Here is a 25,362-nt window from a genome sequence, read left to right as displayed (position 1 = left end):
AAGATTATTTTTTCACGCAAGAGGTGAGAATCTAAAGCATTATGTCGCGTCAAAAGGTGCGATTTGAAATCTTTTTATAATCCCATTTTGCCCGGATTTAAAATATTATTCGGGTCAAAAGCGCTTTTGAGACTTCTAAAAAGCTCCATTTCCGCCTTGCTAAAGGCTAAGTGCATAAAAGGCGCTTTTGAAAGTCCGATGCCGTGTTCGCCGCTAAGTGTGCCTTCTAGCTCCACAGCGAGTTTAAAAATCTCTGTTATCGCCTCGTGTCCTTTGTCTAAGTCTTTCAAATCCGCCACCATTACATTTGTATGCACATTTCCATCGCCGGTGTGTCCAAAACACGGAATCTTAAAGCCATAATTTTGGCTTACTTTTCCTATACCCTCTAATAATTCTGGCAGGCGTGCGCGTGGGACGGTGATGTCTTCGTTTAGCTTTTTTTTGCCATAGATTGTGATACTTTGGCTTACATTGCGTCGTGCAAACCACAAATCCTCTTCCTCTTGTTCGTTTTGAGCAATTTTAAATTCTTTGCAACCATTTTCTTTAAACTTCGATTCTAGCGCGTTTAGTTGGTATTCAATGACTTCGGGAAAATCGCCATCAACCTGCGTGATAAGTATCGCACCCGCATCTATGGGCAACTCTTTGTGAAAGCGCTCTTCCACCGCGCGGATACTAAGATTATCCAAAAACTCCATCGCCACAGGTGTAAGTCCGCTTGCCATACTTTTATACACCGCATTCATCGCGTCATTTATGCTATCAAAAATCCCTATAGCCGAGCGCTTAAATTTTGGCTTGGCAATAAGCTTTAAAGTAAGCTCTGTAAGCACCGCGAGCGTGCCTTCACTCGCTATGAGCGTACCTACGATGTTATAGCCTGCGACATCTTTTATTGTTTTTTTACCTGCGCGGATTATCTCGCCATTTGGCAAAACCGCGCGCAACGCCATTACATAGTCTTTGGTGATTCCATATTTTGCGGCGCGCATACCTCCGGCATTTTCGCTTACATTGCCCCCAAGTGTGCTGTATTCTTGACTTGCAGGGTCTGGTGGATAGAAAAGCCCGCGTTTTTCGACTTCATTTTGAAAGATTTTATTCACTACTCCTGGTTGCACGCGTGCGATGAGGTTTTTTTCATCAATTTCTAGAATCTGATTAAAATATTTTTCCATCGCCAAAATTATCCCGCCATTTGCAGGTAACGCACCACCGGTGAAGCCACTTCCCGCACCGCGTGGGACAATGGAGATTTTATGCTCATTGCAATATTTCAAAACTGCGCTCACCTCTTTTTCATCTTGTGGATACACCACTACATCAGGTTCGTAGCGCTCGCGCGTAGCATCATAGCAATACGCTATTAAATGCGCCTTGTCATTGTGGCAGTCTTCCTTGCCAACGATATTTTGTAGGGCTAAAAAATGTTTAGATTCTAGCATTCGCGCTTCCTTTAACTAAACTGATTAAAAAATATATCAAGCCTATAACGGTGCTTTGCAGTATCGCGCAAGTCCAAATACGCATCAATAAAGCGCAACTCATCCTTGCCGTGAAGTGCCCTGCGCTCGCGCACTTTGTCAATCATCTCCAATTCTAGCATTACATAAAAGAGTGCGATTTCCGCCTTCTCATCGCTATTTGCAAGATTCTCAAAAAGCTTATACCAAGAATCTGGCTCTAGAATCCCCTTTGCGCTTTTTGCAAGGTTGAGATAATCACTTTGGCTAAAGCCAACTTGTTGCAAGCTTTTTGTCAAAAGCCCTGTGCTAAATGTATCTTTTTCGTGTATAAAAGCTTCAATCAAGGATTCTTTCATACAAGGTTCTAGCGTGATTTCATAGGAAAATAATTTTTCTAGCTCTTTTTTATCTCCAAATTTGAGAATCTCTTTAATCGCAAAATCCCTTAGCTCCTTTGGCTCAGCCTTTGCAAGCACATTAAAAGCATATTTTCTATCCTCTTGAATCTTGTTTTTGTTGTTTTGTATGCTAAATTTATTTTCCTTATCAAGGTTATAGGCTTTCAAATCCACATTTTTGCCATTCATCACATTTTTATAGTCTTCAAAAAGCTTGTCAATCTTTGGCTCAAGGCATTCTTTAGAATCTAAACGTGGTTTGAGATAAAAGCGCGCGAGGATTTTAGAAATACCTGCGATGTTGGTATTTTTATATACTTTGTTTTCAATTGGTTTGTTGAGTGCTTGGGAATTTATCTGTGATAAAAGCTTATCAAAATCGCTTTTTGTCTGATAGGAACGCACAAGTTCAAGCGCAAAGCTTGCTCCAAAAAGTACTAGCGTGCAAATAAAGAAAAATAAAATAAGCAAAATCAGCCATAGAGCGATTGGTAGGGTGATTTCATTATGAAAATGCGGCACGATAAAGCTATAACTTCCCAAATCTAAGCTATACGCGTAAATGCCGAGCAAAAAGCAAAAAATAGCGCTGAAAGCCGTGTAGTATTTAAATTTCATCAAATTCCTTTGTATTTGAACCCTTAGTTTTTAGATTCTTAAATTTATCCTGCAAATGTTGAGCTTTCTCAAAGTATTCGCGACATTGGATACAATATTTTGCGTGAGGTTTAATTTTTAAACGTTCGATACTAATTTCCTCATCGCACATCTCGCAGATTCCATAGGTTTTGTTTTTGATTTTTTCTAAGGAATGCTCGATTTCTTGCGTCTCTTTTTTCTGTAATTCCATAATGGAAATCGTCTGATTTCCGTGCGTGCTTGCTGCGATTACATCACCATCATCACTAAAATGCGAATTATTCCATTCATGCAAAACCCCATTTTTTTCAAACAATGAATCCTCGAGCTTTTTCTTTCTCTCTTTTAGCAAATTCTCAAAAAATGTGTATTCCATAAGACTTTTCAAACCTCCATTAAAAGATAAACACTACTTGTGATAAGGGTGTTTTGCCAAAATGCTAAGCGCGCGATAAATCTGCTCACACAGCACAAGCTTTGCGATTTTGTGACTTAGCGTGAGCGGGCTTAAGGAAAGTGTTTTAAGTTTTTGCAAAAAGGATTCTTCAAAGCCATACGCCCCCCCGATGAAAAAATTTACTTCTTGTTTGTTTTCAAAAGTTTGTGAAAATTGAAAAGAATCTAACATTTTTGCTTGCGGGTGCAAGGCGATATTTTGTGCGTGCGGTTTGATAAAGGGGCTTAGCGCATTGGTGTAAGATTCTTGAGCTTTTTGGGCGGAGATTTTTTGTGCTTTGGCAATGGCGGGTGTGAAAATATCAATCACATTAAGCTTCACACCAAAACCTCGAATCTTCATTATAAAGCCCCCAACCATTGCTTCAATCTCGGAATCTGCCCGACTAATACAATACAGGTTGCACTTCATTTTTTTGCGTCAAAAATTTGCAAAGGTCAAAAAGCGTTTTTTTCAAATCCTTGCGTTCCACCACCATATCAATGAGCCCGTGCTCGAGCAAAAATTCCGCTGTTTGGAATCCTTGTGGTAAATCCGCGCCAATAGTTTGCTTAATCACGCGCGGTCCAGCAAAGCCAATAATTGCACCCGGCTCTGCGATGATAATATCACCCAAAAATGCAAAACTCGCGCTCACGCCACCAAATGTCGGATCTGAAAGCACAGAGATAAAAGGAAGCTTTGCCTCGCTTAGTTTATTAAGTGCGGCGGAAGTTTTAGCCATTTGCATAAGAGAAAAGGTAGATTCTTGCATACGCGCGCCACCGCTTGTAGAGCAGATGATAAGTGCTTGGCGTGAGGTGATGGCGCGATTTATCGCACGCACGATTTTTTCACCCTCAACTGACCCCAAAGAACCACCCATAAAATCAAAATCAAACACCACTAATTGTACGCCTAAGCCATTTATAAATGCCTCTCCAGCAATGATTGAGCTTGCCCTGCCTGTTTTTGCCTCACCTTCTTGAATGCGCTTTTTGTAGCTTTTTTTATCGACAAATTCTAATGGGTCAATCGGACGCAATTCTTTATCGAATTCTTTAAAACTATCGCATAAAAGCCCGATACGCTCGCTTGCGGAGATTCTGAAGTGGTAGTTACATTTGGGGCAGACATGAGATTGTGAAAAAATCTCTTTGTAATACATTAACGCCCCACAACTTGGGCATTTTATCCAGTGTGATGGTGCATCGGAATTTTGGGCTCGTGGCTCAGTTTTTTTTGTTTTGAAAAAATCGCTAAATGACATTATAAATCCTTACTAAAGCCCTAAAAGCCTTAAGTTTGCTGTTGATTTAAAAGTTGCGTGATGATAGCAAAAGTTTGCTTATCTTTGCTTACAAGTAGAGAATCTTGCGTGTGTGAAATATACAAATCTCTACACAAAAACAATCCTGCCTTGCAATCATACTCCCTAATCGTGCCTAAAAAAAGCATAAATTTTACTTTATGCGCAAGGCTAAGTGAAAGCGCGCTTGCACCAAGTGAGCGGAATTTCAAGCCATTTTCTTTTAGTCTTGATGCAAAAAGTGGATTTGAATAGGCTTTTTCAAACACGCCACATTTTGGGGATTGCGTATCGTATTTGAGAATCTCTTGTGCGGATTTAGGCGCATTTAGCGAGAGTTCCCAAGTGCCTTGCGTGTTGCCAAAAAGCATTGTTTGGGTGCAAAAGTTTATAATTGCTGCTTCTTTAACCTCTCTTTTTTCATCACAAAGTGCCAAAGACGCACCATAGTAGGGAATGTGCGAAAGAAAATTATCACTTCCATCAAGGGGATCAAGCACCAAAATATCACTGCTCCCACCTTGTATAAAGCCACTTTCTTCAGAATCTATACTGCATAAAGGCAAAAATGTGCGCTTGAAAATCTCTTCACTTATCAAATCCGCACCTATGCTAATATCCCCGCCATTGCCCCTTGTGCCTTTGGTAAAAAGTGCCTGTTCTTTTGTATTAAGCTTTGTGATGATCTCTTTGCTAGCATTTACACAGCCCATAAAAAACGGACTTGAAAGATTTTTCATACCAAACCTTGAGAATAAATTTTAGGCATTGTAAAATACTTTTCATAAAATCTTACTTTTTTAAAGGCGCGTATGCAGGGCTATATACTCAAAATCACCCCAGCAAAAAATGAAGATGTAGTGCTGAAAATCCTTACATCATCACATCTTAGCAGTTTTTATAGATTCTATGGGGCGCGACATAGCACCATCGCACTTGGCTATAAAATTGACTTTGAGCAAAAAATAGAGGGCGTGTATTTGCCACAAGCGCGCAATATTTTGCATCTAGCGCATTTGTGGGAGAGGGAATATGAGCGTGTGTTTATTTGGCAGAAATTTATCCAGCTTTTAGAGCGTCATTTGTATGAAGTATCCGAAATAGAGACGTTTTATTATGAGCTTTTGCAAAAAAGCGCAAGGAAGCTTGAGCGACAAAATCCACTACGCGCACTTTTAGAATCTTATGCGCAGCTTTTGTCCTTTGAGGGGCGTTTGAGAGAAGAGGATAAATGCTTTGTGTGTGAGGAGGCGCTAGATTCTGAAATTACACTTGGCAGAGCTTTTTTATTTGCACACACAAAATGCGTGCAGGGTGCTAGATTTGAAAAGCAAAAAATCTTAAGATTCTTGCAACAAGCAAGCACGATTGGGCTAGAAGATAGCGAGGTGGAAAAACTTTGGCAGATTCTGTGTCTTGGGTTTTAATTTAGATATTTTTTAAAACGCTTGGCATTTTTGCGCCATTATGGCAAACGTGCGACTTGCTTTTGCCACAAATTCTGCATTATCGCTAAAAAGCAAAGTTTCGTAATTGTATTCAAATGCGTTTTTGCTCCAATTTGCCGAACCCAAAACAAGAAGCCTAGAATCCACAATTGCCATTTTTTGGTGCATTATGCCTTTGTATTTACCTGCATTAAGCCCTTCTAAAAGGCAGACTGAGATATTTTTGTATTTTGCAAGATAGCCAATTGTGGAGGTTTTGTTTTTAGCATTTGAGTCTTTGTCATAAATGATTGCTACCTTTACCCCGCGTGCAGCCGCGTCTTTGAGCGCTTTAGCGATTTCTTTATTTGTGAAGCTGTAAATTGAAACTTGTATGCTTTGCTTCGCATTTTTGAAGCTAGAAAGTAGCGCATTTAGGGCTTGTTTTTGCTCAAAAGGCATAAAAAAAAGTCGCTCATTATTTTGGGTATTTGCTATTTTTTTAGAATACACTATGCTTTGAGAATCTGCCTTTTTAGCTAAATTTTCAGCCAAATTTGGCGCACATACAAAAATTGCGCTAAAAATCACCATTCCAAAAAACTTTCCAAACATTGCATTCCTTTTTTACTAAAAAATTAAAAGCACTTTAGCTATAATACACGAAAATGCTTTAAGAAAAAGGTTAGCCAAATATGAAAATACTCTTCATCAACACCAACCAAATAGTCCAAAAGCTCGTTGAGGTTACCGCACAGAAGGCAAATGTAGAGCTTGTCAGCGTGAGCGAGGCAAAGCAGGTAGGCGATATGGAGCAATATGATTATATTATCGCTGATGATGATTGCTACAATTTGGAAAAAGAGTCTTTTGATGCGCTTATCAAAGGGCGTCGCGCGTGCTTGATTTACTCCAAGAGTGAGAGTATGCCAAGTGGTTTTAGTGAGTATATAAAAAAGCCATTTATCCCAACGAATGTGCTAAATATTATTTTGCAAGAAATAGCGAAATTACAGACAAAAGAGCATTTCAATACATCAAACCAAAAAGAACAAGAAGCACAAGAGCAAACACCACAAGAGCAGGCGCAAGAACAAGAATCGCAAAGCTTGCAATCTCAAGAATCTAGCGAGCCTTTGAGTGATCTTTCTGCACTTTCAAAAGAACTCAACCTTGAAACCGCAGAATCGCACGAGCCTAGCGAGGATAAAGAGGAGAAAAGCGAAAAAATCGACACGCAAGATTTATTAGGTGATTTAGATTTAGAAGTGCTAGATGATAAGGAATTGGACGAGCTTAGCTCGCTACAAACACCCGACCTTGCAACATCTGAAAAAAATGAGAAAGAGAAAAAGGAAATTGACTTAGATTCTATTGACTTTAGTGAAAATGAACGTCATGAAGGTAGCCCGATGGAGGATTTAGATGCGTTGCTTGCACGTGTAGATGGGCTTGATGAAGCTGCACTTGATAGTGAGCAAAGCACGCAAGCAAGCACAGAGAATACAGAATCTGATGAAATAAATTTAGAGGATTTGGATTTAGGGCTTGGTGATATTTTAGAGGATAATAAGGATTTAGATTCGGAGGATTTGCAAGGGGCGATAAGTTTAGACACGCAAAGAGGTGAAGAAAATAATTTGGAAAGCTCAGAATCTGGACTAGCTCAAGAGATAGCACAACCACAAGAAACAGAACAACCGCAAGAGATTGCGCAACAAGAGAACTTAGATGAAGAAAACCTAAGCTTAGAGGAAGCAGATTCTGCACCTACGCAATCCCTGCAAGTATTAGATTCTGCGCAGTTGAGTGAAGTAAGCAACTTGCTCCATGAGATTGAAAGCCCAAGCCAGCCAGCAGAGCTACAAGATAACACGCAAAGTGAGAGTGCAGATGAAAGCCAAACAAGCCCGCAAGATGAAAACTTACAATCCCTAGATCTTGGACTGGAGGATATTAATCTTGATGGTTTGGAAATCCCAACTGATACGCTTGATGATGGTAAGGAGCTTGAAGCGCATAAATTTGATGATTTGGAATTAGGCGAGGATTTGGGAATGGCGAGCCTAGATGATTTTAAAGCCGAACTAGAGGATTTTGAAGATTCTAAAGAGAGTAGCGATTTAGCAGAATTTACAGAATCTAATGAGGCATTTTTCACACAAGATGAGAATCAAGCACAACCCACCCAAACAAGCCAAGGTAATAAAAATGAGATAAATGATGAGAAAATTAGCGATGATGACAAAGCCGATAATGAGGGCAAAAAAGAATCTTTAGATGAGCCAAATGCGCAAGATTCTGAAATTTTTGAAGTCGATACGACTTCATTAGGCGATTTAGACACAGCAGAAATTCAATCGCTTGAAAATGAGAGTTTGGAAGTGAGCGATGCCCTGCCTGATGAGCTTGCACCACATTTAGAAAATGCAGCACAAGATGAGCAATCGCATACGCAAAATGATGATATAGCGGATTTGGACACACAAAACGCACAAGAGGAAAGCCAAGAACTTATAGAATCTGCGCCAAAATCCACGCAAGATTTTCAATCTCTAAGCGAAAATGAAGTGCGCCAAGCCTTAGGCGAAGCGATTGATGAAAGCGCAAAAGACGCACAAGACTTTGCAGACGTGGCAAGTGCGGAAAACATACCAGATTCCAAAGATTCTAACGATATGCAAATTGATGAAATCACGCTTCCTAAAGAAATGCAAGCCCACCAAAATGTGCTTCAAGAGCTTAGCGATTCTCTTAATAAAACCATCTCTCAAAGCCTGCAAAATATCCAAAGTAGCGAGACTAAAGAGCTTTTAAATGGCTTAGAAGTAACGATAAATATCAGCTTTAAGGATAAACATAAATGACTGACAAAAAAACCACAACACCCCCACAGCAAGTAAATGGCGCGCTTTTAATCATCTCTGGTCCTAGTGGCTGTGGGAAAAGCACACTCACAAATGAAATCCTAAAAATACCAAATGTGTATTTTTCTATCTCTACGACTACACGCCCCAAGCGCGATGGCGAAGTTGATGGCGTGCATTATCACTTCGTGGATAAGGAAGCATTTTTAGCTCAAGTTAAAGAGGGGAAGTTTTTAGAATGGGCGCAGGTGCATAATAACTACTATGGCACGGCGTTAGAGCCTATTATGAATGCGCTAGATTCTGGAAAATTAGTGATTTTTGATGTCGATGTGCAGGGGCATAGGGATATAAAGCAGTATTTTGGGGCAAATGCGAAGTCTGTGTTTATCACCACAAAAAATAAGGAGATTCTCAAAAATCGCTTGCAAAAGCGTCAAACCGATGACGCGCAAACAATAGAATTTCGCCTTATGCAGGCGTTTAGTGAAATGCAGCATTTACAAAATTTTGATTATCTCATCATCAATGATGATATTAAAAGTGCCACACAAGCCATTGTTAGCATTGCCACAAGCCTTTTGTATCGCAATACAAATCAGAATGATGAGTTGTTGAAAAATTGGAATTAAGTTGTGGCTTTTTTGTTATAATGGCGCACTTTTAGCAATTAAATAATCCCACAAATCACACACAAAGGAGAGGAAATGACACCACCAAGCGTTTGGCAAGTAGTTATAATCTTAGTTATAGTCTTATTGCTTTTTGGAGGGAAGAAGATTCCAGAGCTTATGAAAGGTTTAGGAAGTGGTGTGAAAAACTTCAAAAAAGCCATCAAAGAAGATGAGGAACAAGACGCGGTGCAAAATACCACCGAAAAAATCACTCAAAACGAGCAACAACCAAAAACAACTAAAACCACGACAGAATCCAAAAAAGAAGACTGATGTATCAACATATCAAAACGCTTTGTGAGAACCTACTTTTCACAAAGATTTTTTCTCCGCTTGGGCTTGAGCCTATTTCTCTCCCGCTTGAACGCCCAAAGCAAAAAAACCTCGGACATTTTGCCACACCTATCGCTTTTTTGCTTGCAAAGCCTTTACGCAAAGCCCCAAATATTATTGCTAGCGAACTTTCGGAGATTTTTTCACTATGTGAGGAATTTAGCAAAGTTCAGGCGCTTAATGGCTACATTAACCTTACCTTGAGTGAAAAATTTTTAGATTCTCTTTGTGAAAAGGCGCTTGACAACGACTATTTTATCTCACATACGCCAAAGGCAGAATCTATTTTGCTTGAATTTGTTAGTGCTAATCCCACAGGTCCGCTTCACATAGGGCACGCAAGGGGTGCGATTTATGGTGATAGCTTGAAGCGCATTGGGGAGTTTTTGGGTTATAAGATTGTGAGTGAATACTACATAAATGACGCGGGTGCGCAGATTGAAGTACTCGGACTTTCTGTGTTTTTGGCTGGAAACGAGCTTTTAGGCAGGGAAGTAAGCTATCCAGAGCAGTATTACAAGGGGCTTTATATTGTGGATATTGCGAAGTTAGCACTTGAAAAATTTGGCGCAAGCATTTTTGAAAACAAAGAATCTATTGCGCGCTTAAGCGAGTTTGCTAAGGATTTGATGCTTGAAGAGATTAAGGAAAATTTGCAAGAACTCAATATAAGTTTTGATAATTTTGTGAGTGAAAAGGCGCTATTTTCGCGTTGGGATAGCACTTTGCGAAAATTAGTGCAAAATGGCGGTGTGGAGGTAAGAGAAGGTAAAACTTGGCTCTTGTCCTCACAAAAAGGCGATGAAAAAGATCGTGTTATCGTGCGTGAGAGTGGCGAGCCTACTTATCTGGCGGGCGATATTATTTATCATAATGACAAATTTGAGCGCAATTTTTCGCGTTATATCAACATTTGGGGTGCGGATCATCATGGCTATATCCCGCGTGTGAAAGCAGCAATCGAGTTTTTGGGCTATGATAGCGCGCGCTTAGAAGTGCTACTTTCACAAATGGTGGCTTTGAGTAAAAACGGGCAAAATTACAAAATGAGCAAGCGCGCGGGGAATTTCATCTTGCTTAAAGATGTCGTAGCTGATATTGGTGCGGAGGCGTTGCGCTTTGTGTTTTTGACTAAGCGTGTGGATACGCATTTAGAATTTGATGTCGATACACTAAGCGCGCAAGATTCTAACAATCCGATTTTTTATATCAATTATGCAAATGCCAGAATCCACACGCTTATTGAAAAAAGCGGGCTTGGGATACAAGAGATTAGCAATGCAAAAGGTGCATATGAATCTTTAGAGGAAAACTTAAAAGAGGATTTGCTTTTCTTGCAATTCCACGCGTTAGGAATTCATCAAGTACTAGAATCTGCGTTTAAAGAAAGAGAAATCCAAAAGTTATGTGAGTATCTTAAGAATCTCGCAAGCGATTTGCATAGTTTTTATAATACGCACACGATTTTGCAGCACCAACAAAGCGCGTTTATCCTAAAAACCCTGCTTGTGGTGAGTAAGAGCATTACGTTAGGCTTAGGGCTTATTGGCATACGCGCAAAAACAAAAATGTAAGTATCTTTATAGATAAACTTGGATTCCGCCTTGCAAAGTCGTTGGCAGATTTTTAAAAGTGCTTTTTTGGCGAGCCTGCCTATTATGCTTGGCTATGTGCTTATGGGAGCGGCGTTTGGCATTATGCTTGATGAAAAGGGCTATGGAGTGCTGTGTGCGTTTTTTATGGCAGTGTTTATTTATGCGGGTGTTATGCAGTTTGCCGCAGTTGAGCTTTTAGCGCAAGGGCTTGATTTTATTGCGCTTGTGGTGCTGGCATTTGTCATCAATGCGCGCCATATTTTTTATGGCATTAGTATGCTTGGAGCATTTAGTAAGTATAAAGGTTTGAAAAAATTTTATATGATTTTCACACTCACCGATGAAACTTTTGCCCTGCTCAACCTCAAAAAACCTTTGCAAACTTTAGAATCTAATCAACCAAACAACACCAAATATGAGCGCGAACAAAGCTCGGCGGAGACAAGCGGGATTTATTCACGCGAGAGGATATTAATTGATGGAGTAGAATCTCAAAACGCCCTTTATTGCTTTTTTATCGCGCTACTTAATCAGATTTATTGGGTTATTGGTTGTGTAGGCGGGAGTTTGAGCGCGACACTTTTGCATAAAAATGGCATTAGCACGCAAGGTGTGGAATTTGTGATGAGTGCGGTGTTTCTTGTGATTTTTTTAGAGCAGTTTAAAACGCATAAATGGCTAGGCGTGATTGGTATTGTTATAGGCGTGCTTAGTTTATGGATTTTTGGGGCGGATTCATTTTTGTTGCCAGCGATTTTTATTGGCATTGCTTTGGTGCTAATTTATAAGAATCTTGACCTAAAAGTCCTTTGTGATGCAAAAAGGAAATAATATGCAGATTGATAGCCCTTTAACTCTTGGTGCATTTATCTTGGCTTTAGCCCTTGGGACTTTTGCCACGCGCGCATTGCCTTTTGTGCTTTTTGCCAAAAAGATTCCAAACTTTGTGCTTTATCTTGGTAGGCTCGCCCCGCCGATGATTATTGGAATCTTGCTTGTATTTTGCTTTAAAGATATTCTCACTCTAAGCGCGCTTCCTCATTTGCCGCTAAAAGAAATCATCGCAAGCAACGTTGTCATCGTGCTTTTTTTACTTACTAGATTTTCATTCCTTGCTATCCTCTGTGGCACGGGTGTATATATGTTTTTAACCCAAAGCAAGATGCTAGAGACAATGATTTCTTAAGATTCTTTCAGTGTATTTTGCATTCTCACATCAAAGGCATCTCTCACACCTTCACCGATAAATACAAGGATTGAAAGCAGGATTGAGAGTATCACAAATGCGCTGATTCCAAGGTGTGGCGCGGTGAGATTGTTTTTGCCCTGTGCGAGGATTTCACCCAAACTAGCACTTTGCGCGCCCACGCCAAAACCCAAAAAATCAAGACTGCCAAGCGCGATAATCCCACTCGCACACACAAAAGGGATATAGGTAATGCTTGAAATCATCGCATTTGGCAAAATATGTTTCCACATAATGCACCAATCACTCAAGCCCAATGTTTTTGCCGCCTTTACATACTCAAGATTGCGTCCTTTTAGAAATTCAGCCCTCACAACACTTGAAAGGCTAATCCACGAAAACGCCAGCACAATAAGCAAAATCCACCAAAAATTTGGGCTCAAGATATTTGAAATGATAACTATCACAAACAAAATAGGAATAGAATTCCACACCTCAATAATGCGCTGTCCGAGCAAATCTACAAACCCGCCATAATAGCCTTGTAGCGCGCCTACAAAAATCCCAATCACCGCGCTAAAAAAAGTGAGAATCAACCCAAACGCAATCGACGTGCGTAGCCCATAGAGAATGCGCGCAGCCACATCGCGTGACTTGTCATCAGTGCCTAGATAATGTGTAGAATCTGGCGGTGTGGGAAAAGGCTCGTTTAAATCAAAGTTAATGCTCTCAAAGCTATAAGGAATGGGTGCGCGGATAACAAGAGAATCTTTTAGCAAAATATCTTTGACATAGGGATCTAAATAATTTGTATAGCTTTCAAAATCTCCTCCAAAGGTTATTTCTGGGTAGTCAAAGAAAAGCGGAAAATAGGCTTTATGATTGTGATAAATAAAAAGTGGTTTGTCATTTGCTAAAAAAGGCGCAAGAATACTCACAGCAAATAAAAGCCCAAAAATCCACAGCGAAATATATGCCCTTTTATTGTGCTTAAATCTCTGCCATCGCGTCATCACCCTCATTGTCTATTCCAAATTAGTCAGAATCCACAACCCCGCTTTTAGCAAGTGCATTTTTGGCAAACTCTAGCGCTTCTTTGCTGATTTCTGCGCCACTAATCATACGCGCAATTTCACTAATGCGCCCTTGCGTATCAAGGAGTTTTACCTCGCTTTTTTCACCATCTTTATACACAAGATAATGATTATCCGCAAGCGTTGGCATATGTGGCTGATGAGAGATTGCAAAGATTTGATAGGCGTGTGAAAGGCGTTTGAGGATTTTTGCCACACCCTCACTTTCCTGCCCGCTTAGGTTCGCATCGATTTCATCAAGCACAAGCACGCCAGCGCGCGGACTAATACTCACATCAATACACAAAAGCGCTAAACGTAGTCGGTTGTATTCCCCCGAGCTCAAAGTCTGAATCTGCGAATTCCCTAAAGTCGTCATAATCTCATCATTCCCGCTAGAATCTAGGCTTTTTTCTTGCAAGTGCATTTCTAGTGGTTTTAAGCGCAATTCTTCACAAATGCCTGAAAGCTCTTTGCAAAATTGTGGCAGAGCCTTCACGCGGTTTTGGCGCAATTGCGTGCTTTTTTCTTGCAGGTGTGTTTGCAGACTTGCAATTTTAGATTCTAATTCCTTTTTATCAAAATCCATATTTTCATAAGAAAGCAGTTTTTCCTGCTGCTCTTTACACACCTCAAGTGCGCGCTCTATGTTTCCATAGCGACGCGTCAATTCACTCAATGCGCTAATGCGTTCCAAAATCTTCTCCGCATCAAGCTCTTCTAGGCTTTGTAACTGCTGCTGCTTAGAATCTAGCAGTGCCTCAAGCTCACTTAGCCCATCAAAAAACGCCTCGCATTCGCACTCGCTTGTTTGCAAAAAGCTATCCACACAGCTAAGATTTTCTAGCGCCATACGCACTTGCTGGATAGAATCTGTGATTTTTTCTTGCTTTGAAAGCGTTTTTTTAAGCTCTAAAAGCTCGTCTAATTCACCAACTTTTGGTGCGATAGAGGTGATTTTTTCCACTTCAAAGCGCGCGATTTCTTTGAGTGTTTCGATTTGAGATTGGTTAGATTCTAGCGCAAGAAGGGATTTTTTTGCACTCTCAAGCGCGTCAAAATCACTTTTCACAGATTCTAAAATTTCACTATGTTTGGGATTTTTTAGCGCGATAAAAGAATCCAAAATTTTTAAAATATTTTGCGCACTCACATCGCTTTCCCCACGCGCGCTAATATGCTTCCCAAAGCCTGCAACCAGCTCGCTTAGACGCTTTTTTGAGCTTGATTGATGGTTGATAAAATAACGCACTTTTTCCTTTTTTAAAATGCTTAGTACGATTTGAGAATCTTCTTCTAAAATCCCATAATCTGCCAAATCAATATCAAGTGCCTCAAGCGAAAGGTTGATTTCGATTAAATCTGCATTTGAATCTTTAATGCCAAACATCGCAAGCAAAGATTCCATAAAAACAGACTTTCCGCTTCCGCTTGCCCCGCTAAAGACATTAAAGCCCTTAAAAAGATGCAATTCTAGGAGCTTGAAAGCAGGTGAGTTATTAATCAAAATACGCGTAATCATAGCTCGCCCCATTTGAATTTTTCGCGCAGGACTTGAAAATAATTGCGCGCTTTTGGGTAGATGAGATACGCACATTGCGCGGATTCTTGAATGCAGATTCTATCTTTTGGCAAAATATCGATATTCTCTTGCCCATCGATGATAAGAAGCGCGGATTCTTTGACGCTAAATTCTAAGCGCATAGAGCTATCAATAATAAGCGGGCGCTGTGTGAGCGAATGTGGCGCGACTGGAGTTAGCAAAATATTTTTTGAATATGGATATACCACCGAGCCACCCGCGGAGATATTATACGCGGTTGAACCCGTAGGCGTGCTGATGATAAGCGAATCGCAAAAGTAGGTATTAAAGCTGTAATCCTCAATCTTTGCTTCAATGTCAATAAGCCCTGAAAGACTTTGCTTAGAGATAAGAAACTCATTAAGTGCGCCAAAAGTGCAGTAGCGCGCACCCTCACGGATAATGCTGCATTCTAGCATCAAATGTTCTTTTATCTCGTAGTGTGCGTTTTTGAGCTCTAGGATAAAAGATTCCAACTCATTTGGCATAATCGCGGTTAAAAATCCCAAACGCCCTGTGTTTATCCCAACACACGCGATATTTTTCCCGTGTGCGCGGCGCACCATCGCTATGAGCGTGCCATCACCACCAATAGAAAGTAAAATATCACTCCATTCTACTAATGTCCCAAACTCCACGCCCCTAAAGCCAATCATCGCGCCACTTATGGAATCTAACTTTAGTTTAATATTGTGCGCGCCAAACTTTGCTTGCATTTCTTCAAAGGTGCTTTTCAAATCCGGCGTAGATGGGCGCAAAAAAACGCCAATTTTTTTAATAGGCTTAGGCGTCATAGTTTTTCACTTTAGCTACTTTTGGGTGTTATTTTTTGGTAGCGACATAATAGGCTTTCACAACAAAGCCTCTTTTGCTTGGCAATTGCTGCGAAAGCCCTTCAAAAACTGCGACATTTGGCGCGACTTTGCGCGCTAGTAAAATCGCCTCTTTTGCGCGAAAGCTCGCTAAGCCCTCTTGTTTAAGCTCGGCATTATTTCCGCTATATGGGTTTGTATCCACAATGCCAGAAATTTCAATTGCAACGATTTTTTTATCCTCTAGCACTTTTTTGAGACGCTCGGTGAGGTTGTCCTCACACTCCTTGCTAAGATTCCATTTACCGAGTTTTAGGCTGTGGCATTGACTTACAAGCTCTTCTTTTGGCTTGATGATATAGCCTAAATTGAGTGCTACACTATCTTGCTCTGCTTGCAGGGCTTTAGTTTGTGATTCTAAACGTTTAATTTGTGCATCTTTTGCATCAAGCTCGGACTGAAATTTTGAGTATCCAGTGTTATGATTTTCGTTCAAATCCACACTTTGCAAACCGATGATAATATAATACACAAGCCCCAAAATAAGCAACAATACAAGCGCGACTAATGTCAAATACAAGCCTACTTTGCTTTTTTTCTTTTGCTCCATTTGTCCCATTGCCTATTCCTTTGATTGAAAATTTTAGGAAAGATTTACGCGCGATTATAGCCTAGTTTGGATAGATTTTAACTTAGAGTTTTTGCACAAAAGAGCTTAAAATAATGCGTTGCGTGCCACCAAAATTGATTTTAAGTGTGGTTTGTGTGCCTTGATTTTTTACTTCCAGCACACGCCCTGTGCCAAAAAGTTTGTGCTTTACTAAGTCATTGACGCAAATTTCAGCACAAGTTTTCGCGCAAGATTCTATGTTTAAATCTTTCTCATCATTGTGAGAATCTATTAATCCAGATTCTCTTAAAAATCTCGAGCGTGGCAGGGAAAACTCTCTCTTGCCTCGATAAAGCCTACTTGAAACACTTGAGAGATACAGCTTCTTTTTTGCCCTTGTGATTGCCACATAGCCAAGCCTACGTTCTTCTTCTAAATCGCTATCGGTATGGATAAGCGGGAAAAATCCCTCCTCCATTCCCACCACAAACACCCTTTCAAACTCTAGCCCTTTTGCGCTATGCACGCTCATACAGCTTACAGAATCTTGAGCACTTTCATCACTGCTAGAGCTTAGCGCAATATCGTTTAAAAAATCTTCCAACCCAAGCTCGTCATTATTTTGTGCAAAATCCCGCAATGCGCCGTAAAATTCCGCGATATTTGCCATTTTATCGACATTTTCAACCTTGCTAAATTCCGCGCTAAAGTCAATCACACTTTCAAAAGATTCTAAAAACTCCTCAATTCCGCCCTCTAGCTTTTCTCGCAAATCCCCAACCATAGCAAAAAACTCTTCTAATGTTTTTATATTTTTTGCACCAATAAGCGCGCCTAGCTCCTCTTTGTGCAATTTGAAGGCTTGTTCAATTGCAAGATTTTTAGAATTTGCAAAAGATTCTATGCGCTCTTGCGTGAGCTTGCCAAGTCCACGTTTTGGCTTATTGAGAATCCGCAGTAGTGAAAAATTATCATCGCCATTAATGATAAAGCGCAGATAGCTTAGCACATCTTTAATCTCCTCGCGCTCATAAAAGCGCAGTGAGCCGATAATCTTAAAAGGCACTTTTGCGCGCAATAAAGCTTCTTCAAGCCCCCTTGAGAGTGCATTAAGCCGAAAAAGTATCGCAAAATCCTCAAACTTTGCGCCCTTTTTGCATTGAGTCTTGATAAGCTCCGCAATCGTGTTGCCCTCACTTATTTCATCATCAGAATATAAAAGACTAATCTCCTCACCATCATCATTTTGAGAATCTAGCTCCTTGCCAAGACGCTTTTTATTTTTAGCAATTAGCATATTTGCAGCGCGCAGGATTTGTGGCGTAGAGCGGTAGTTGCGCTCAAGCTTGATAATGTGCGCGTTTGCAAAGTTTTTTTGAAACTCCAAAATATTGCTAATATCCGCCCCGCGCCAAGAATAGATACTTTGGTCATCATCGCCCACCACGCAAATATTTTGATGTGTCATTGTGAGATGTCTAAGCAAGCGTGCTTGAAGCTCGTTTGTATCTTGATATTCATCAACCATAATGTATTGATATTTTTGGCTTGTTTGCTCACACAGCGCGGGGTTAGATTCTAAAATCTTACAGGTGAGATAGAGCAAATCATCAAAATCAAGCATATTATTTGCTAGCAAAAATGCCTCATACTCGACATACGCCTTTTGTAGGAGCTTGTATTCTGGATTTTTGGAATACACCTTTGCTTCTTGCGCGCTTAGGTAGGCGTTTTTATTGCTTGAAATGTAAGAGAGAATGCGTTGTGGTGGGATATTTGGGTTAATCTTTTTTACAATACGCTTGCAATCTGTGGAATCTAGCAGACTGAAATTGACACTACGTCCAAGCAAATGGATATAAAAACGCAAAAAAAGTAGCCCAAAGCGGTGAAAAGTACAAAGCAGTGGCGGTGTTGCGTTGTGATTTTGCAAAAGGCTCAACGCACGCTCGCGCATTTCTTTTGCGGCTTTGTTGGTAAAGGTAAGTGTGAGCGTGTTTTGCGCCGGGATTCCCACTTCTTCAATAAGATAAGCAAGGCGCGTGGTGAGTGTTTTTGTCTTGCCACTTCCCGCACCCGCTAAAATTAAAAGCGCACCATCAATGCACTCTACTGCTTCTAATTGCTGGGGGTTGAGGCTTTGTAGCATTGCTTGTAGTGGTGTTTGTGTGGATAAAGATTGAGAATCTTGCATAATTTTTTGTCCTTAAAAGTCGTCTTTGCCCCAAAATCATTTACAAAGGCGCATTATAACAAAAACAAACACCCCTAAAACGCTCGCCCAAAATCTGCGGGTCAAGCAAAGCGCGTAATTTCGCAACCTCTTTTTGATATAGGCTAAAATCACAGCTTTTTTCAAAGCTTTCCACCACTTCAAAAAGCGCACATTCTTCAAGCAGCACTTTATTTTGCGCTTTGTTAAAGACTTGCAAAAACTGCAGATTCTTAAACAAATACGCCACAAATTCAAAATCTACATCTGCTGTCATATCCGCAGTTTGATAAAACGCATTAAAGCCGAGATTTTGTATCTCTTCAAAGCTAAAGACTTGATGATTTTTATATGCGCGGATAAAAGAGCTAGGATTGCGCGCGCCGAGTTTGTCATAATCAAAGGTGAGAAAATACGCACTTTGGCTTTTTCTGGCGCATTGTGCGATTTGGGTTAGAAAGGGCTTTAGGCTTGGTGGATATGCACCATTTAGGTTGAGCTTTTTTAAGGTAAAAAGCAAATCTTTTTGCGCTAAAGTGAGATTTTGCCTTTTGCTTTCAACCCATAGCCCACAATCTCCATTAATAAAAAACATTGAATCGTGCATAAAAATATCCACACAAAGGCTATCAAGCAATTCATTGCTGATAAAAAAAAGACTTTGCTCATTTGGTTTTAGCGTGGATTCTAAGCTTTGCAGAGAATTATGCACACAAAAATTCCTAAGATTCTTTAAAGTCGCCCTCTGTGCTTCTTGTAACTGCGCCAAAGGCTCGATAGTGCAAAAATGCAATTGAGAAAAAAGAGAATCCTTGCCAAGTGCGCGCAAAAAATCTGCAATATCTTTAAGCAAAAAGCCCTTATGCGCGCCAATTTCAATAATATGCAAAGGAGGGCGCAAGGCATTAGATTCTAAAAGTTTTAAAATATAGTTCGCAATCCCAGCGCCAAAAAATCTACTCACGCTCACAGAGGTATAAAAATCGCCCTCTTTCCCTACACGCGCGGGATTGTTGTAGTAGCCACTTTCCGCATAGAGCGAAGATTCTAGCCAAGCGCTAAGGGAAAGCATATGAAGAAATTTATTTGAGTTTGAGCTGCATTAAGGCTGTTTCTATGCGCTTAAATCCTTCATCAACCTCGCTTTTTGTAATATTTAATGGCGGGAGGAATCGCAAAACATTTTTCCCAGACTTTAGCACAAGAACGCGCGCTTTGAAACAAGATTCTAAAATCTTTGCATAGTTTTGAGAATCTCTTATTTCAAGCCCGCACATAAGCCCTAAGCCGGTTTTTTTGCTAAAAGTTTTTGGGTATTTGGCAAGCAGAGAATCTAAGCGATTGTGAAAATCATTTATTATGTATTCAAGTTCAGAGTTTTTGCGCATAGATTCTAACGTTTTTAGCACTTTAAGTCCGGCGTTTGTGGCAAGGAAATTCCCACCAAAAGTGCTTCCGTGGTCACCCGGCGCAAATACATCGATTTTTTTACTCATACACGCGCCTATCGGCACACCCCCGCCTAAGCCTTTGGCGGTAGTGATGACATCAGGGGAGATTCCATAGAGTTTGGAGGCAAAAATCTCTCCACTGCGATAAATTCCGCTTTGCACCTCATCAACCATTAAAAGGATATTTTTTTGCTTGCAAAATCTCTCTAATTCTTGCACCTCTTTTTTATCCATTGCGCACACGCCACCCTCACCCTGCACAAGCTCTAAAAGCACCGCGCAAGTGTGAGAATCTACAACATTTTGAATATCTTTAATATTCTTTGCACGCACAAAACCATCAGGATAAGGACCAAAATGTTGGTGGAATTTATCTTGTCCTGTGGCTTTGAGAGAAGCTATCGTGCGTCCGTGAAAGCTAGAATCTAACGTGATAATCTTATATCTATCCTCGCCATTTGGCGCACTTTTTTCGCCAAACTTGCGCGCGAGTTTGATAGCGCATTCATTTGCCTCTGCGCCAGAGTTTGCAAAAAATACGCGCATAGGTTCTTTTTTTTCCATATCTTTTTGATAATACTTAACAAGGCGCTTTGCGAGCTTTGCTTGTGGAGCAATGTGGTAGAGATTTGAAGTGTGGATAAGCGTTTTTGCGCTTTTTTTAAGCGCTTTTGCCAAAGCCTTGTTTCCATATCCTAAGCTACACACACCAATACCAGAGCCAAAATCAATGTATTCGCGCCCTTTTGTATCTTGCAGTTTCGCGCCTTTGCCTTTGATAAAAGCCACCTTTTGACGCGCATAAGTGTTAAAAACATACGCGTTATCTGTTTGCATAATTTTTTGCAATTTATGAGAATCCATCAACGCTCCTTAAAAATTTGAGAATTTCGCCAGCAAAAGGGAAAGATTATAGCAGAAATTTGGCGTGATTTTTGCTTTAACTCTCACTTAGGCATATCTTACATTTTAGGAGCAATGCGTGCAGATAACCTCGCTTAATAATTCTTTTACAAATCCTTTGACACAAAAAAGAGAATCTAATGCTAAAGAATCTAATTTGGAGGGGCAAGATTCTCTAAATTTAACCAAAAATCCACAGAATCCACAGAATCTAGACGCGCAAAACACCACGCAAAATATTTCGCAAAATGCGCAGGTAGATTCTACAAAAGAGGCTGATTCTACGCAAAAAGATAAAGCGCAATATAAGTTTAAAGAAGCGCGTATTACTTATGGATTGCAGATTTTGGAGCGTATGAGCGATGAAGAGTATCGAGCATTTTTGCGCGCAAGTGAGGGTTTGAGTGAAGATGAAAAAATGATTATGGCGCAAAGCTTGTATCGTTTCACGGATTTTTATCAAGGGCGCAAAGAGATAGATTCCGCGCATAGGGCATTGCAGGATAAATACAAAGCCTTTGGCGTGGATAATGAGAAAGTAGAGCAGCAAATCACGCGCTATAAAAATGCGCTTACGCAGATTCAACGCGAAGCTTACATCAATGGAAATCTAGCTTAATAGCTTATTAAGCAAAGATTTTCTAAAATAGCGCGTTTTTTTAGAAAGCACAAAAGCACAAGATACAAGCAAAAATAAATTTATAGGAGTCAGGGTAGCTCAGCTGGTTAGAGCGCTGGTCTCATAAGCCGGAGGTCGGGAGTTCAAGTCTCCCCCTTGACACCATCAGCTTACAAACATTCTTTATAAATCCTTTTATAACAAATTTTGTTCTTCCATTGCTTTTTGCAGCACATCATAATCGCGCAATTCCGCCTCTCCTACGCGTATCCACTCATTTAAACCTTCCATTTGCATCATTTTTGCAATCAATGGCTCGCTTTTTTTCTTATTTTGGCTTAGTAGCATTTCACAAAATGCCTCTTGCGCGCTAGATTCCAAACTTGGCAAAACACTAAAATTGCAATGGCAATATCCCGGCGTGCTCCAAAAACTCTCAATCTCTGGATAGCTTCCCTCGCTCAAAATCCTAATCCAAGTGCTTGAACCAATACTGCCAGCATCTAGTTCGCCTCTTTTTATCGCATCAAGCACATCAAATTCACTTCTACCTGTATCGCCGTGCTTGCCTAAATCGCTATTAAAACGCACGATAGAAAGGCTTGAGTTATCGCTTTTTGCGCTTTTACTTTCATTTGTGCCACGCCCACACGCATCTGGGGAATTAAACTCCACAATATTTGGCGCAATCTTTGCTTGCTGTAAATAATACAAGCCCAAAATCGCCGCCTGTGCAGAATCTAAGCTTCCAAGCCCAAAGCGTTTGCCCTTCAAATCCTGCAAATCCTTAATCCCGTTTCCCTTGCGTGTTATAAATTTTGTTGTGAAATTTTTGTCTGTATCGCGCATAATGAGTGCTTTTGCCTTGCCTTGCGTTTTGTGCAATGTCCGAATCCACGCGACATTCGTATTCCATGCAATATCAATATGCCCTGCAAGAAAGGATTGTACTTGACGCTCATAATTGCTAAAGAGCACATAATCAAGCTTTAACCCCCACTCATTGCTATAATCGCGGATAATATCCCAAATGGGCACGACCTTTGGATCGTATGCCACAGCTCCTAGAAGTAGTGTTTTCATAAAAATCCTTTCATTCTTAAGATGTATCACTTTGGCAAACAAGTCTGCCAAAGCTCCGCTTCGCGTTCATATTTAACCTTGCTTGGTTAATTGAAATTGATAGATTCTTTAATGTGTTTTTTTGTATTTTGGGAATCCTCAAGCACTTTAAGCTGTAATCGCATCTCCTAACCACACTTTAAGTACATCTAGGCTTGGTGCCATTACTTGTGAAGCGAGTGCATCGCGCATATAGCGTTCTAGTGGCAATGCCTTGTTATATGCCTTGCCTCCACCTAGCCTTAAAGCAAGCGCGCAAATATCCATCACATTATGCGTTGCATTGATACGACACGCAAAGATTTTTGGCGCAGCAGCAGCACCAACTTCATCAAAGCTTTTTGCCGCATCAAGCACGAGTGCGATTGAACTTTGGGTTTTTGTGTAAAGATCTGCGAGGTGGATTCTCACAAGTTCAACATCTTTGAGCGCACTACCAGAAGTATATTTGCGCTCCTTAGTGTGTGCAAGCGCGCATTCATAAGCCGCATTGCCAAGTCCGCTATACACCGCCCCAAGCCCCGTGACAAAATACATCGCCACCAAGCCCGCTTGCGCTTCTCCCTCACCCTCTTTGCCAATGCGCCATTTTTCTTCAAGCTCGACATTGTTATACTGCACGGGCATTGAAGCGTTTCCGCGCATACCAAGCCCATTCCAAGTGCTTGCTTCATGCACGAGATTTTGAGAATCCTTACTCACAAGCCAAATGTTTTTCTCTCCTGCAACTTGACAAGAGTTTGTGTAAGTAAGATAGAAATTCGCGTGCTGTGCGGAAGTTACAAAGCTTTTGCGTCCATTTAAGATACGCTTTGCGCCATTTTGAGATTCTGTAATATCAGGCAAGCCAAAATGCGTCCCCGAGCCACTTTCACTAAATGCAAGTGCGAGGCTCACTTCACCTTTTGCGATTTTTGGCAAAAGCTCATTTTTAAGCTCCTCGCTTCCAAATGCCACCAAAGTCGCTGTGCTAGTATTATGCATCATATAGCAAAGCGCGGTTGTGGCGCAAAACTGCGCGAGGTTGTAGCATACTTGTGCATGCTCGAAATTCCCCCCGCCTAAGCCTCCATATTCTTTAGGGATAAGCAACCCCATAAAGCCTTCTTTTCTGAGTGCTTCATAAGCCTCTTGTGGGAATCTCGCTTCCTCATCGGTGCGTTTTGTGAGTGGGGCTATATGTTTGCGCCCAAATTCCTGTGTGTAGGTTGTAAGATTTTGAAGTGTTAGCATAAATACTCCTTATGTGGTTTGTGTTTCAATCCAACGGATTGCTTTTTAAGGGTCGTAAGCCCTTAGCAATACTCTAGTTCTTAAAATACTGCTAAGGGTTTTGTAGGATTTACATAAAATTTGGCGTGTGTGCCTTACTCATTTCATACGCTAGCTCCGCATCTATCCCGCATTCTACAAGTCTTTTTGTGCGGTTTTTTTGCATTTTTGCTTTGAGATTTTCTAGCTTTTCAAAGCCCCTTTTTACCTGCGCGCTTTGTTCGCCTCCACCGGCAAAGACACAAAGAGATTCTAAAAGCAAAGTGGATTCTCCACTTAGCTCATCTAAATACTGCTTGCGCTTGAAAACGGCATTTTTGAGAATCTCGACTTTTTGCGGATTACACAAAAGTGCGTTTTTAATATTATTCATTCCATACGCCACATGGCGCATTTCATCTTTGCGCGCGAGGTAGAGAAGCTTTTTTGTGGGCGTGTCTTTGGCGTGAGATTCCAAAAAATGCAATAAATCCACAAATGTCCCCTCCCCCATAATATGAAGCAAAAAGCTTGATCTCAAGTAGTCATCTTCTTTAAAAAGCGTAAAAAGGCTCTGCTGCGTTGTGCGTGTGGAATACTGAAGCCCAAGTCCTGTGGCATTTGCACGCTTGATAAAAACCTCTATATGTCGTGCCTCATCGCCAATAATAGAGCTAAGCAAAAGCGGCACTTCATAATAATAGGGCGAAATTTTTGATAAAAATTTTGAAGGCACATAGAGCGCAGAAAACTCATTTTCCACCAAATAAGTCATAATCTGTGCGGTGGCAAACTCTAGCGCAGGGGAATACTGCGGAATCTCACTCCAAGCAATATCATTTGTGGCGCTCCATTGTGAGAGTTTAGAATCTTCATAGAGTCTTCCTAGCTTTTCGCTCCAAATCTCTTGCTTTGAAGTGAGCTCAAAATAATAATTTGGGCTAGCAAGCTCAGTGATGCTCCCACGCGCAGCAAGCCCTAAATCATCGGGGGCTAGTGGTCGAATGGAGTTTTGCTGTGGAGTTTGGAAATGTGGGAAAGCCGTGTGAGAATGCTTTTGTAAAAGATAAGTAAAGCAGTGTTTTTGCGCTTTTTTTTCTAAAAACCGCTCGCCTTTAAACTGACACCATGAAAGCAACTCGTGTTCTAAATTATCAAGCTTGCTTGTAAGCGCGATACAATCGCCCTTTTGCGCGAGTAAAAAGGCATTTTCTAAACGCAAGAAAAAAAGCTTGCCAAGAGGAAGAGAATCTAAAACGAGAGAATGTGTTTGTTGTGCCATTTTTGAGCTTTAAAAGTCTAGATTCTAAGAATCTAGACGATATACGCGCTTTTTGCAAGCGCTAATTTTTCACACGGAAAAGCAGAGGAAGTGGAGATTGTAATAAAAA

At 40.7% G+C, this 25,362-nt stretch carries 25 protein-coding genes and 1 tRNA gene; 9 read left to right on the top strand and 17 right to left on the bottom strand.

All coding sequences use genetic code 11. The features are described from left to right. Nucleotides 1-74: 74 nt before the first annotated feature. The 6 genes from A3217_RS08225 to A3217_RS08200 are packed head-to-tail and all read right to left on the bottom strand — an operon-like array spanning nucleotide 75 to nucleotide 4,994. Nucleotides 75-1,451, bottom strand: a complete 1,377-nt coding sequence (locus A3217_RS08225; RefSeq protein ID WP_066389485.1) for an FAD-linked oxidase C-terminal domain-containing protein — start codon at nucleotides 1,449-1,451, stop codon at nucleotides 75-77. 11 nt (nucleotides 1,452-1,462) lie between these two features. Next, on the bottom strand, nucleotides 1,463-2,488 hold the full coding sequence (locus A3217_RS08220) for a hypothetical protein (protein WP_066389484.1): 1,026 nt from the start codon (nucleotides 2,486-2,488) through the stop codon (nucleotides 1,463-1,465). After that, a complete protein-coding gene (gene dksA, locus A3217_RS08215; RefSeq protein ID WP_066389483.1) occupies nucleotides 2,478-2,885 on the bottom strand; it encodes an RNA polymerase-binding protein DksA in 408 nt (135 codons plus the stop codon). The genes A3217_RS08220 and dksA overlap by 11 nt, the downstream gene beginning before the upstream one ends. Before the next feature lie 33 nt (nucleotides 2,886-2,918). Then, the gene (rlmH, locus tag A3217_RS08210; RefSeq protein ID WP_066389481.1) at nucleotides 2,919-3,377 is read right to left on the bottom strand and encodes a 23S rRNA (pseudouridine(1915)-N(3))-methyltransferase RlmH; all 459 of its coding nucleotides are present in this window, start codon (nucleotides 3,375-3,377) and stop codon (nucleotides 2,919-2,921) included. Beyond that, nucleotides 3,352-4,215: an acetyl-CoA carboxylase, carboxyltransferase subunit beta gene (gene accD / locus A3217_RS08205; RefSeq protein WP_066389476.1), complete on the bottom strand. Its 864-nt coding sequence runs from the start codon at nucleotides 4,213-4,215 to the stop codon at nucleotides 3,352-3,354. Before accD ends, rlmH begins: the two co-directional genes overlap by 26 nt. Nucleotides 4,216-4,244: 29 nt before the next feature. After that, nucleotides 4,245-4,994: an inositol monophosphatase family protein gene (locus A3217_RS08200; protein WP_231860235.1), complete on the bottom strand. Its 750-nt coding sequence runs from the start codon at nucleotides 4,992-4,994 to the stop codon at nucleotides 4,245-4,247. 72 nt (nucleotides 4,995-5,066) lie between these two features. Between A3217_RS08200 and recO the strand changes: the two genes are divergently transcribed. Then, nucleotides 5,067-5,681, top strand: a complete 615-nt coding sequence (gene recO / locus A3217_RS08195) for a recombination protein RecO (protein WP_066389474.1) — start codon at nucleotides 5,067-5,069, stop codon at nucleotides 5,679-5,681. A 12-nt stretch (nucleotides 5,682-5,693) separates the two neighbouring features. On the opposite strand, the gene A3217_RS08190 is transcribed toward recO, so the two are convergent. Continuing rightward, entirely contained in the window at nucleotides 5,694-6,296 is a 603-nt protein-coding gene (locus A3217_RS08190; protein WP_231860234.1) for a phospholipase D-like domain-containing protein, read from the bottom strand. An 80-nt stretch (nucleotides 6,297-6,376) separates the two neighbouring features. On the opposite strand from A3217_RS08190, the gene A3217_RS08185 reads away from it, so the two are divergent. From A3217_RS08185 to A3217_RS08160, 6 genes are all read left to right on the top strand, one after another. Next, complete coding sequence (locus A3217_RS08185; protein WP_066389473.1) at nucleotides 6,377-8,548, top strand: midas domain-containing protein; 2,172 nt, start codon at nucleotides 6,377-6,379, stop codon at nucleotides 8,546-8,548. Further along, complete coding sequence (gmk, locus tag A3217_RS08180) at nucleotides 8,545-9,180, top strand: guanylate kinase (protein WP_066389472.1); 636 nt, start codon at nucleotides 8,545-8,547, stop codon at nucleotides 9,178-9,180. The genes A3217_RS08185 and gmk overlap by 4 nt, the downstream gene beginning before the upstream one ends. A gap of 75 nt (nucleotides 9,181-9,255) precedes the next feature. Next, nucleotides 9,256-9,495, top strand: coding sequence for a twin-arginine translocase TatA/TatE family subunit (gene tatA / locus A3217_RS08175; protein ID WP_066389471.1), 240 nt, complete (start codon nucleotides 9,256-9,258; stop codon nucleotides 9,493-9,495). Further along, nucleotides 9,495-11,129, top strand: coding sequence for an arginine--tRNA ligase (argS, locus tag A3217_RS08170; protein ID WP_066389469.1), 1,635 nt, complete (start codon nucleotides 9,495-9,497; stop codon nucleotides 11,127-11,129). The genes tatA and argS overlap by 1 nt, the downstream gene beginning before the upstream one ends. An 18-nt stretch (nucleotides 11,130-11,147) precedes the next feature. Beyond that, nucleotides 11,148-11,981 carry an AzlC family ABC transporter permease gene (locus A3217_RS08165; RefSeq protein WP_156471904.1) on the top strand — a complete coding sequence of 278 codons (834 nt, stop codon included), beginning with the start codon at nucleotides 11,148-11,150 and terminating at the stop codon, nucleotides 11,979-11,981. Between the two features lies 1 nt (nucleotide 11,982). Further along, on the top strand, nucleotides 11,983-12,336 hold the full coding sequence (locus A3217_RS08160; protein WP_066389466.1) for a branched-chain amino acid transporter permease: 354 nt from the start codon (nucleotides 11,983-11,985) through the stop codon (nucleotides 12,334-12,336). Here the strand turns inward: A3217_RS08160 and A3217_RS08155 are convergent. From A3217_RS08155 to A3217_RS08125, 7 genes are all read right to left on the bottom strand, one after another. After that, nucleotides 12,333-13,358 carry an ABC transporter permease gene (locus A3217_RS08155; protein ID WP_066389464.1) on the bottom strand — a complete coding sequence of 342 codons (1,026 nt, stop codon included), beginning with the start codon at nucleotides 13,356-13,358 and terminating at the stop codon, nucleotides 12,333-12,335. The genes A3217_RS08160 and A3217_RS08155 overlap by 4 nt on opposite strands. 13 nt (nucleotides 13,359-13,371) lie before the next feature. After that, nucleotides 13,372-14,931 (bottom strand): DNA repair protein RecN, encoded by a 1,560-nt coding sequence (locus A3217_RS08150; protein ID WP_066389460.1) that lies wholly within the window; start codon nucleotides 14,929-14,931, stop codon nucleotides 13,372-13,374. Continuing rightward, the gene (locus A3217_RS08145) at nucleotides 14,928-15,785 is read right to left on the bottom strand and encodes an NAD(+)/NADH kinase (RefSeq protein WP_066389457.1); all 858 of its coding nucleotides are present in this window, start codon (nucleotides 15,783-15,785) and stop codon (nucleotides 14,928-14,930) included. Before A3217_RS08145 ends, A3217_RS08150 begins: the two co-directional genes overlap by 4 nt. A 28-nt stretch (nucleotides 15,786-15,813) precedes the next feature. Next, entirely contained in the window at nucleotides 15,814-16,422 is a 609-nt protein-coding gene (locus tag A3217_RS08140; RefSeq protein WP_066389455.1) for a hypothetical protein, read from the bottom strand. A gap of 73 nt (nucleotides 16,423-16,495) precedes the next feature. Further along, nucleotides 16,496-18,607, bottom strand: coding sequence for an ATP-dependent helicase (locus A3217_RS08135; RefSeq protein ID WP_156471903.1), 2,112 nt, complete (start codon nucleotides 18,605-18,607; stop codon nucleotides 16,496-16,498). 40 nt (nucleotides 18,608-18,647) lie between these two features. Continuing rightward, nucleotides 18,648-19,697 carry an SAM-dependent methyltransferase gene (locus tag A3217_RS08130; RefSeq protein ID WP_066389453.1) on the bottom strand — a complete coding sequence of 350 codons (1,050 nt, stop codon included), beginning with the start codon at nucleotides 19,695-19,697 and terminating at the stop codon, nucleotides 18,648-18,650. A gap of 10 nt (nucleotides 19,698-19,707) precedes the next feature. Beyond that, nucleotides 19,708-20,940 (bottom strand): aspartate aminotransferase family protein, encoded by a 1,233-nt coding sequence (locus tag A3217_RS08125; protein WP_082807925.1) that lies wholly within the window; start codon nucleotides 20,938-20,940, stop codon nucleotides 19,708-19,710. 118 nt (nucleotides 20,941-21,058) lie between these two features. Between A3217_RS08125 and A3217_RS08120 the strand changes: the two genes are divergently transcribed. Together A3217_RS08120 and A3217_RS08115 are read left to right on the top strand one after the other, a co-directional pair. Then, nucleotides 21,059-21,598, top strand: coding sequence for a hypothetical protein (locus A3217_RS08120; protein ID WP_066389452.1), 540 nt, complete (start codon nucleotides 21,059-21,061; stop codon nucleotides 21,596-21,598). Between the two features lie 88 nt (nucleotides 21,599-21,686). Beyond that, nucleotides 21,687-21,763 (top strand) — tRNA-Met (locus tag A3217_RS08115). A 30-nt stretch (nucleotides 21,764-21,793) separates the two neighbouring features. On the opposite strand, the gene A3217_RS08110 is transcribed toward A3217_RS08115, so the two are convergent. The 3 genes from A3217_RS08110 to A3217_RS08100 all read right to left on the bottom strand — a co-directional run bounded on the left by A3217_RS08110 (nucleotide 21,794) and on the right by A3217_RS08100 (nucleotide 25,253). Next, complete coding sequence (locus A3217_RS08110) at nucleotides 21,794-22,681, bottom strand: phosphate/phosphite/phosphonate ABC transporter substrate-binding protein (protein WP_066389450.1); 888 nt, start codon at nucleotides 22,679-22,681, stop codon at nucleotides 21,794-21,796. 147 nt (nucleotides 22,682-22,828) lie between these two features. After that, nucleotides 22,829-23,953, bottom strand: a complete 1,125-nt coding sequence (locus A3217_RS08105) for an acyl-CoA dehydrogenase family protein (RefSeq protein ID WP_066389448.1) — start codon at nucleotides 23,951-23,953, stop codon at nucleotides 22,829-22,831. A gap of 109 nt (nucleotides 23,954-24,062) precedes the next feature. Continuing rightward, on the bottom strand, nucleotides 24,063-25,253 hold the full coding sequence (locus tag A3217_RS08100; RefSeq protein ID WP_066389446.1) for a ferritin-like domain-containing protein: 1,191 nt from the start codon (nucleotides 25,251-25,253) through the stop codon (nucleotides 24,063-24,065). Nucleotides 25,254-25,362: the final 109 nt, after the last annotated feature.

Source organism: Helicobacter himalayensis (genome assembly GCF_001602095.1).
GTDB lineage: Bacteria > Campylobacterota > Campylobacteria > Campylobacterales > Helicobacteraceae > Helicobacter_F > Helicobacter_F himalayensis.
The sequence above is the reverse complement of the archived record's forward strand: the minus strand, read 5'-3'. Positions and strand labels throughout refer to the sequence as shown.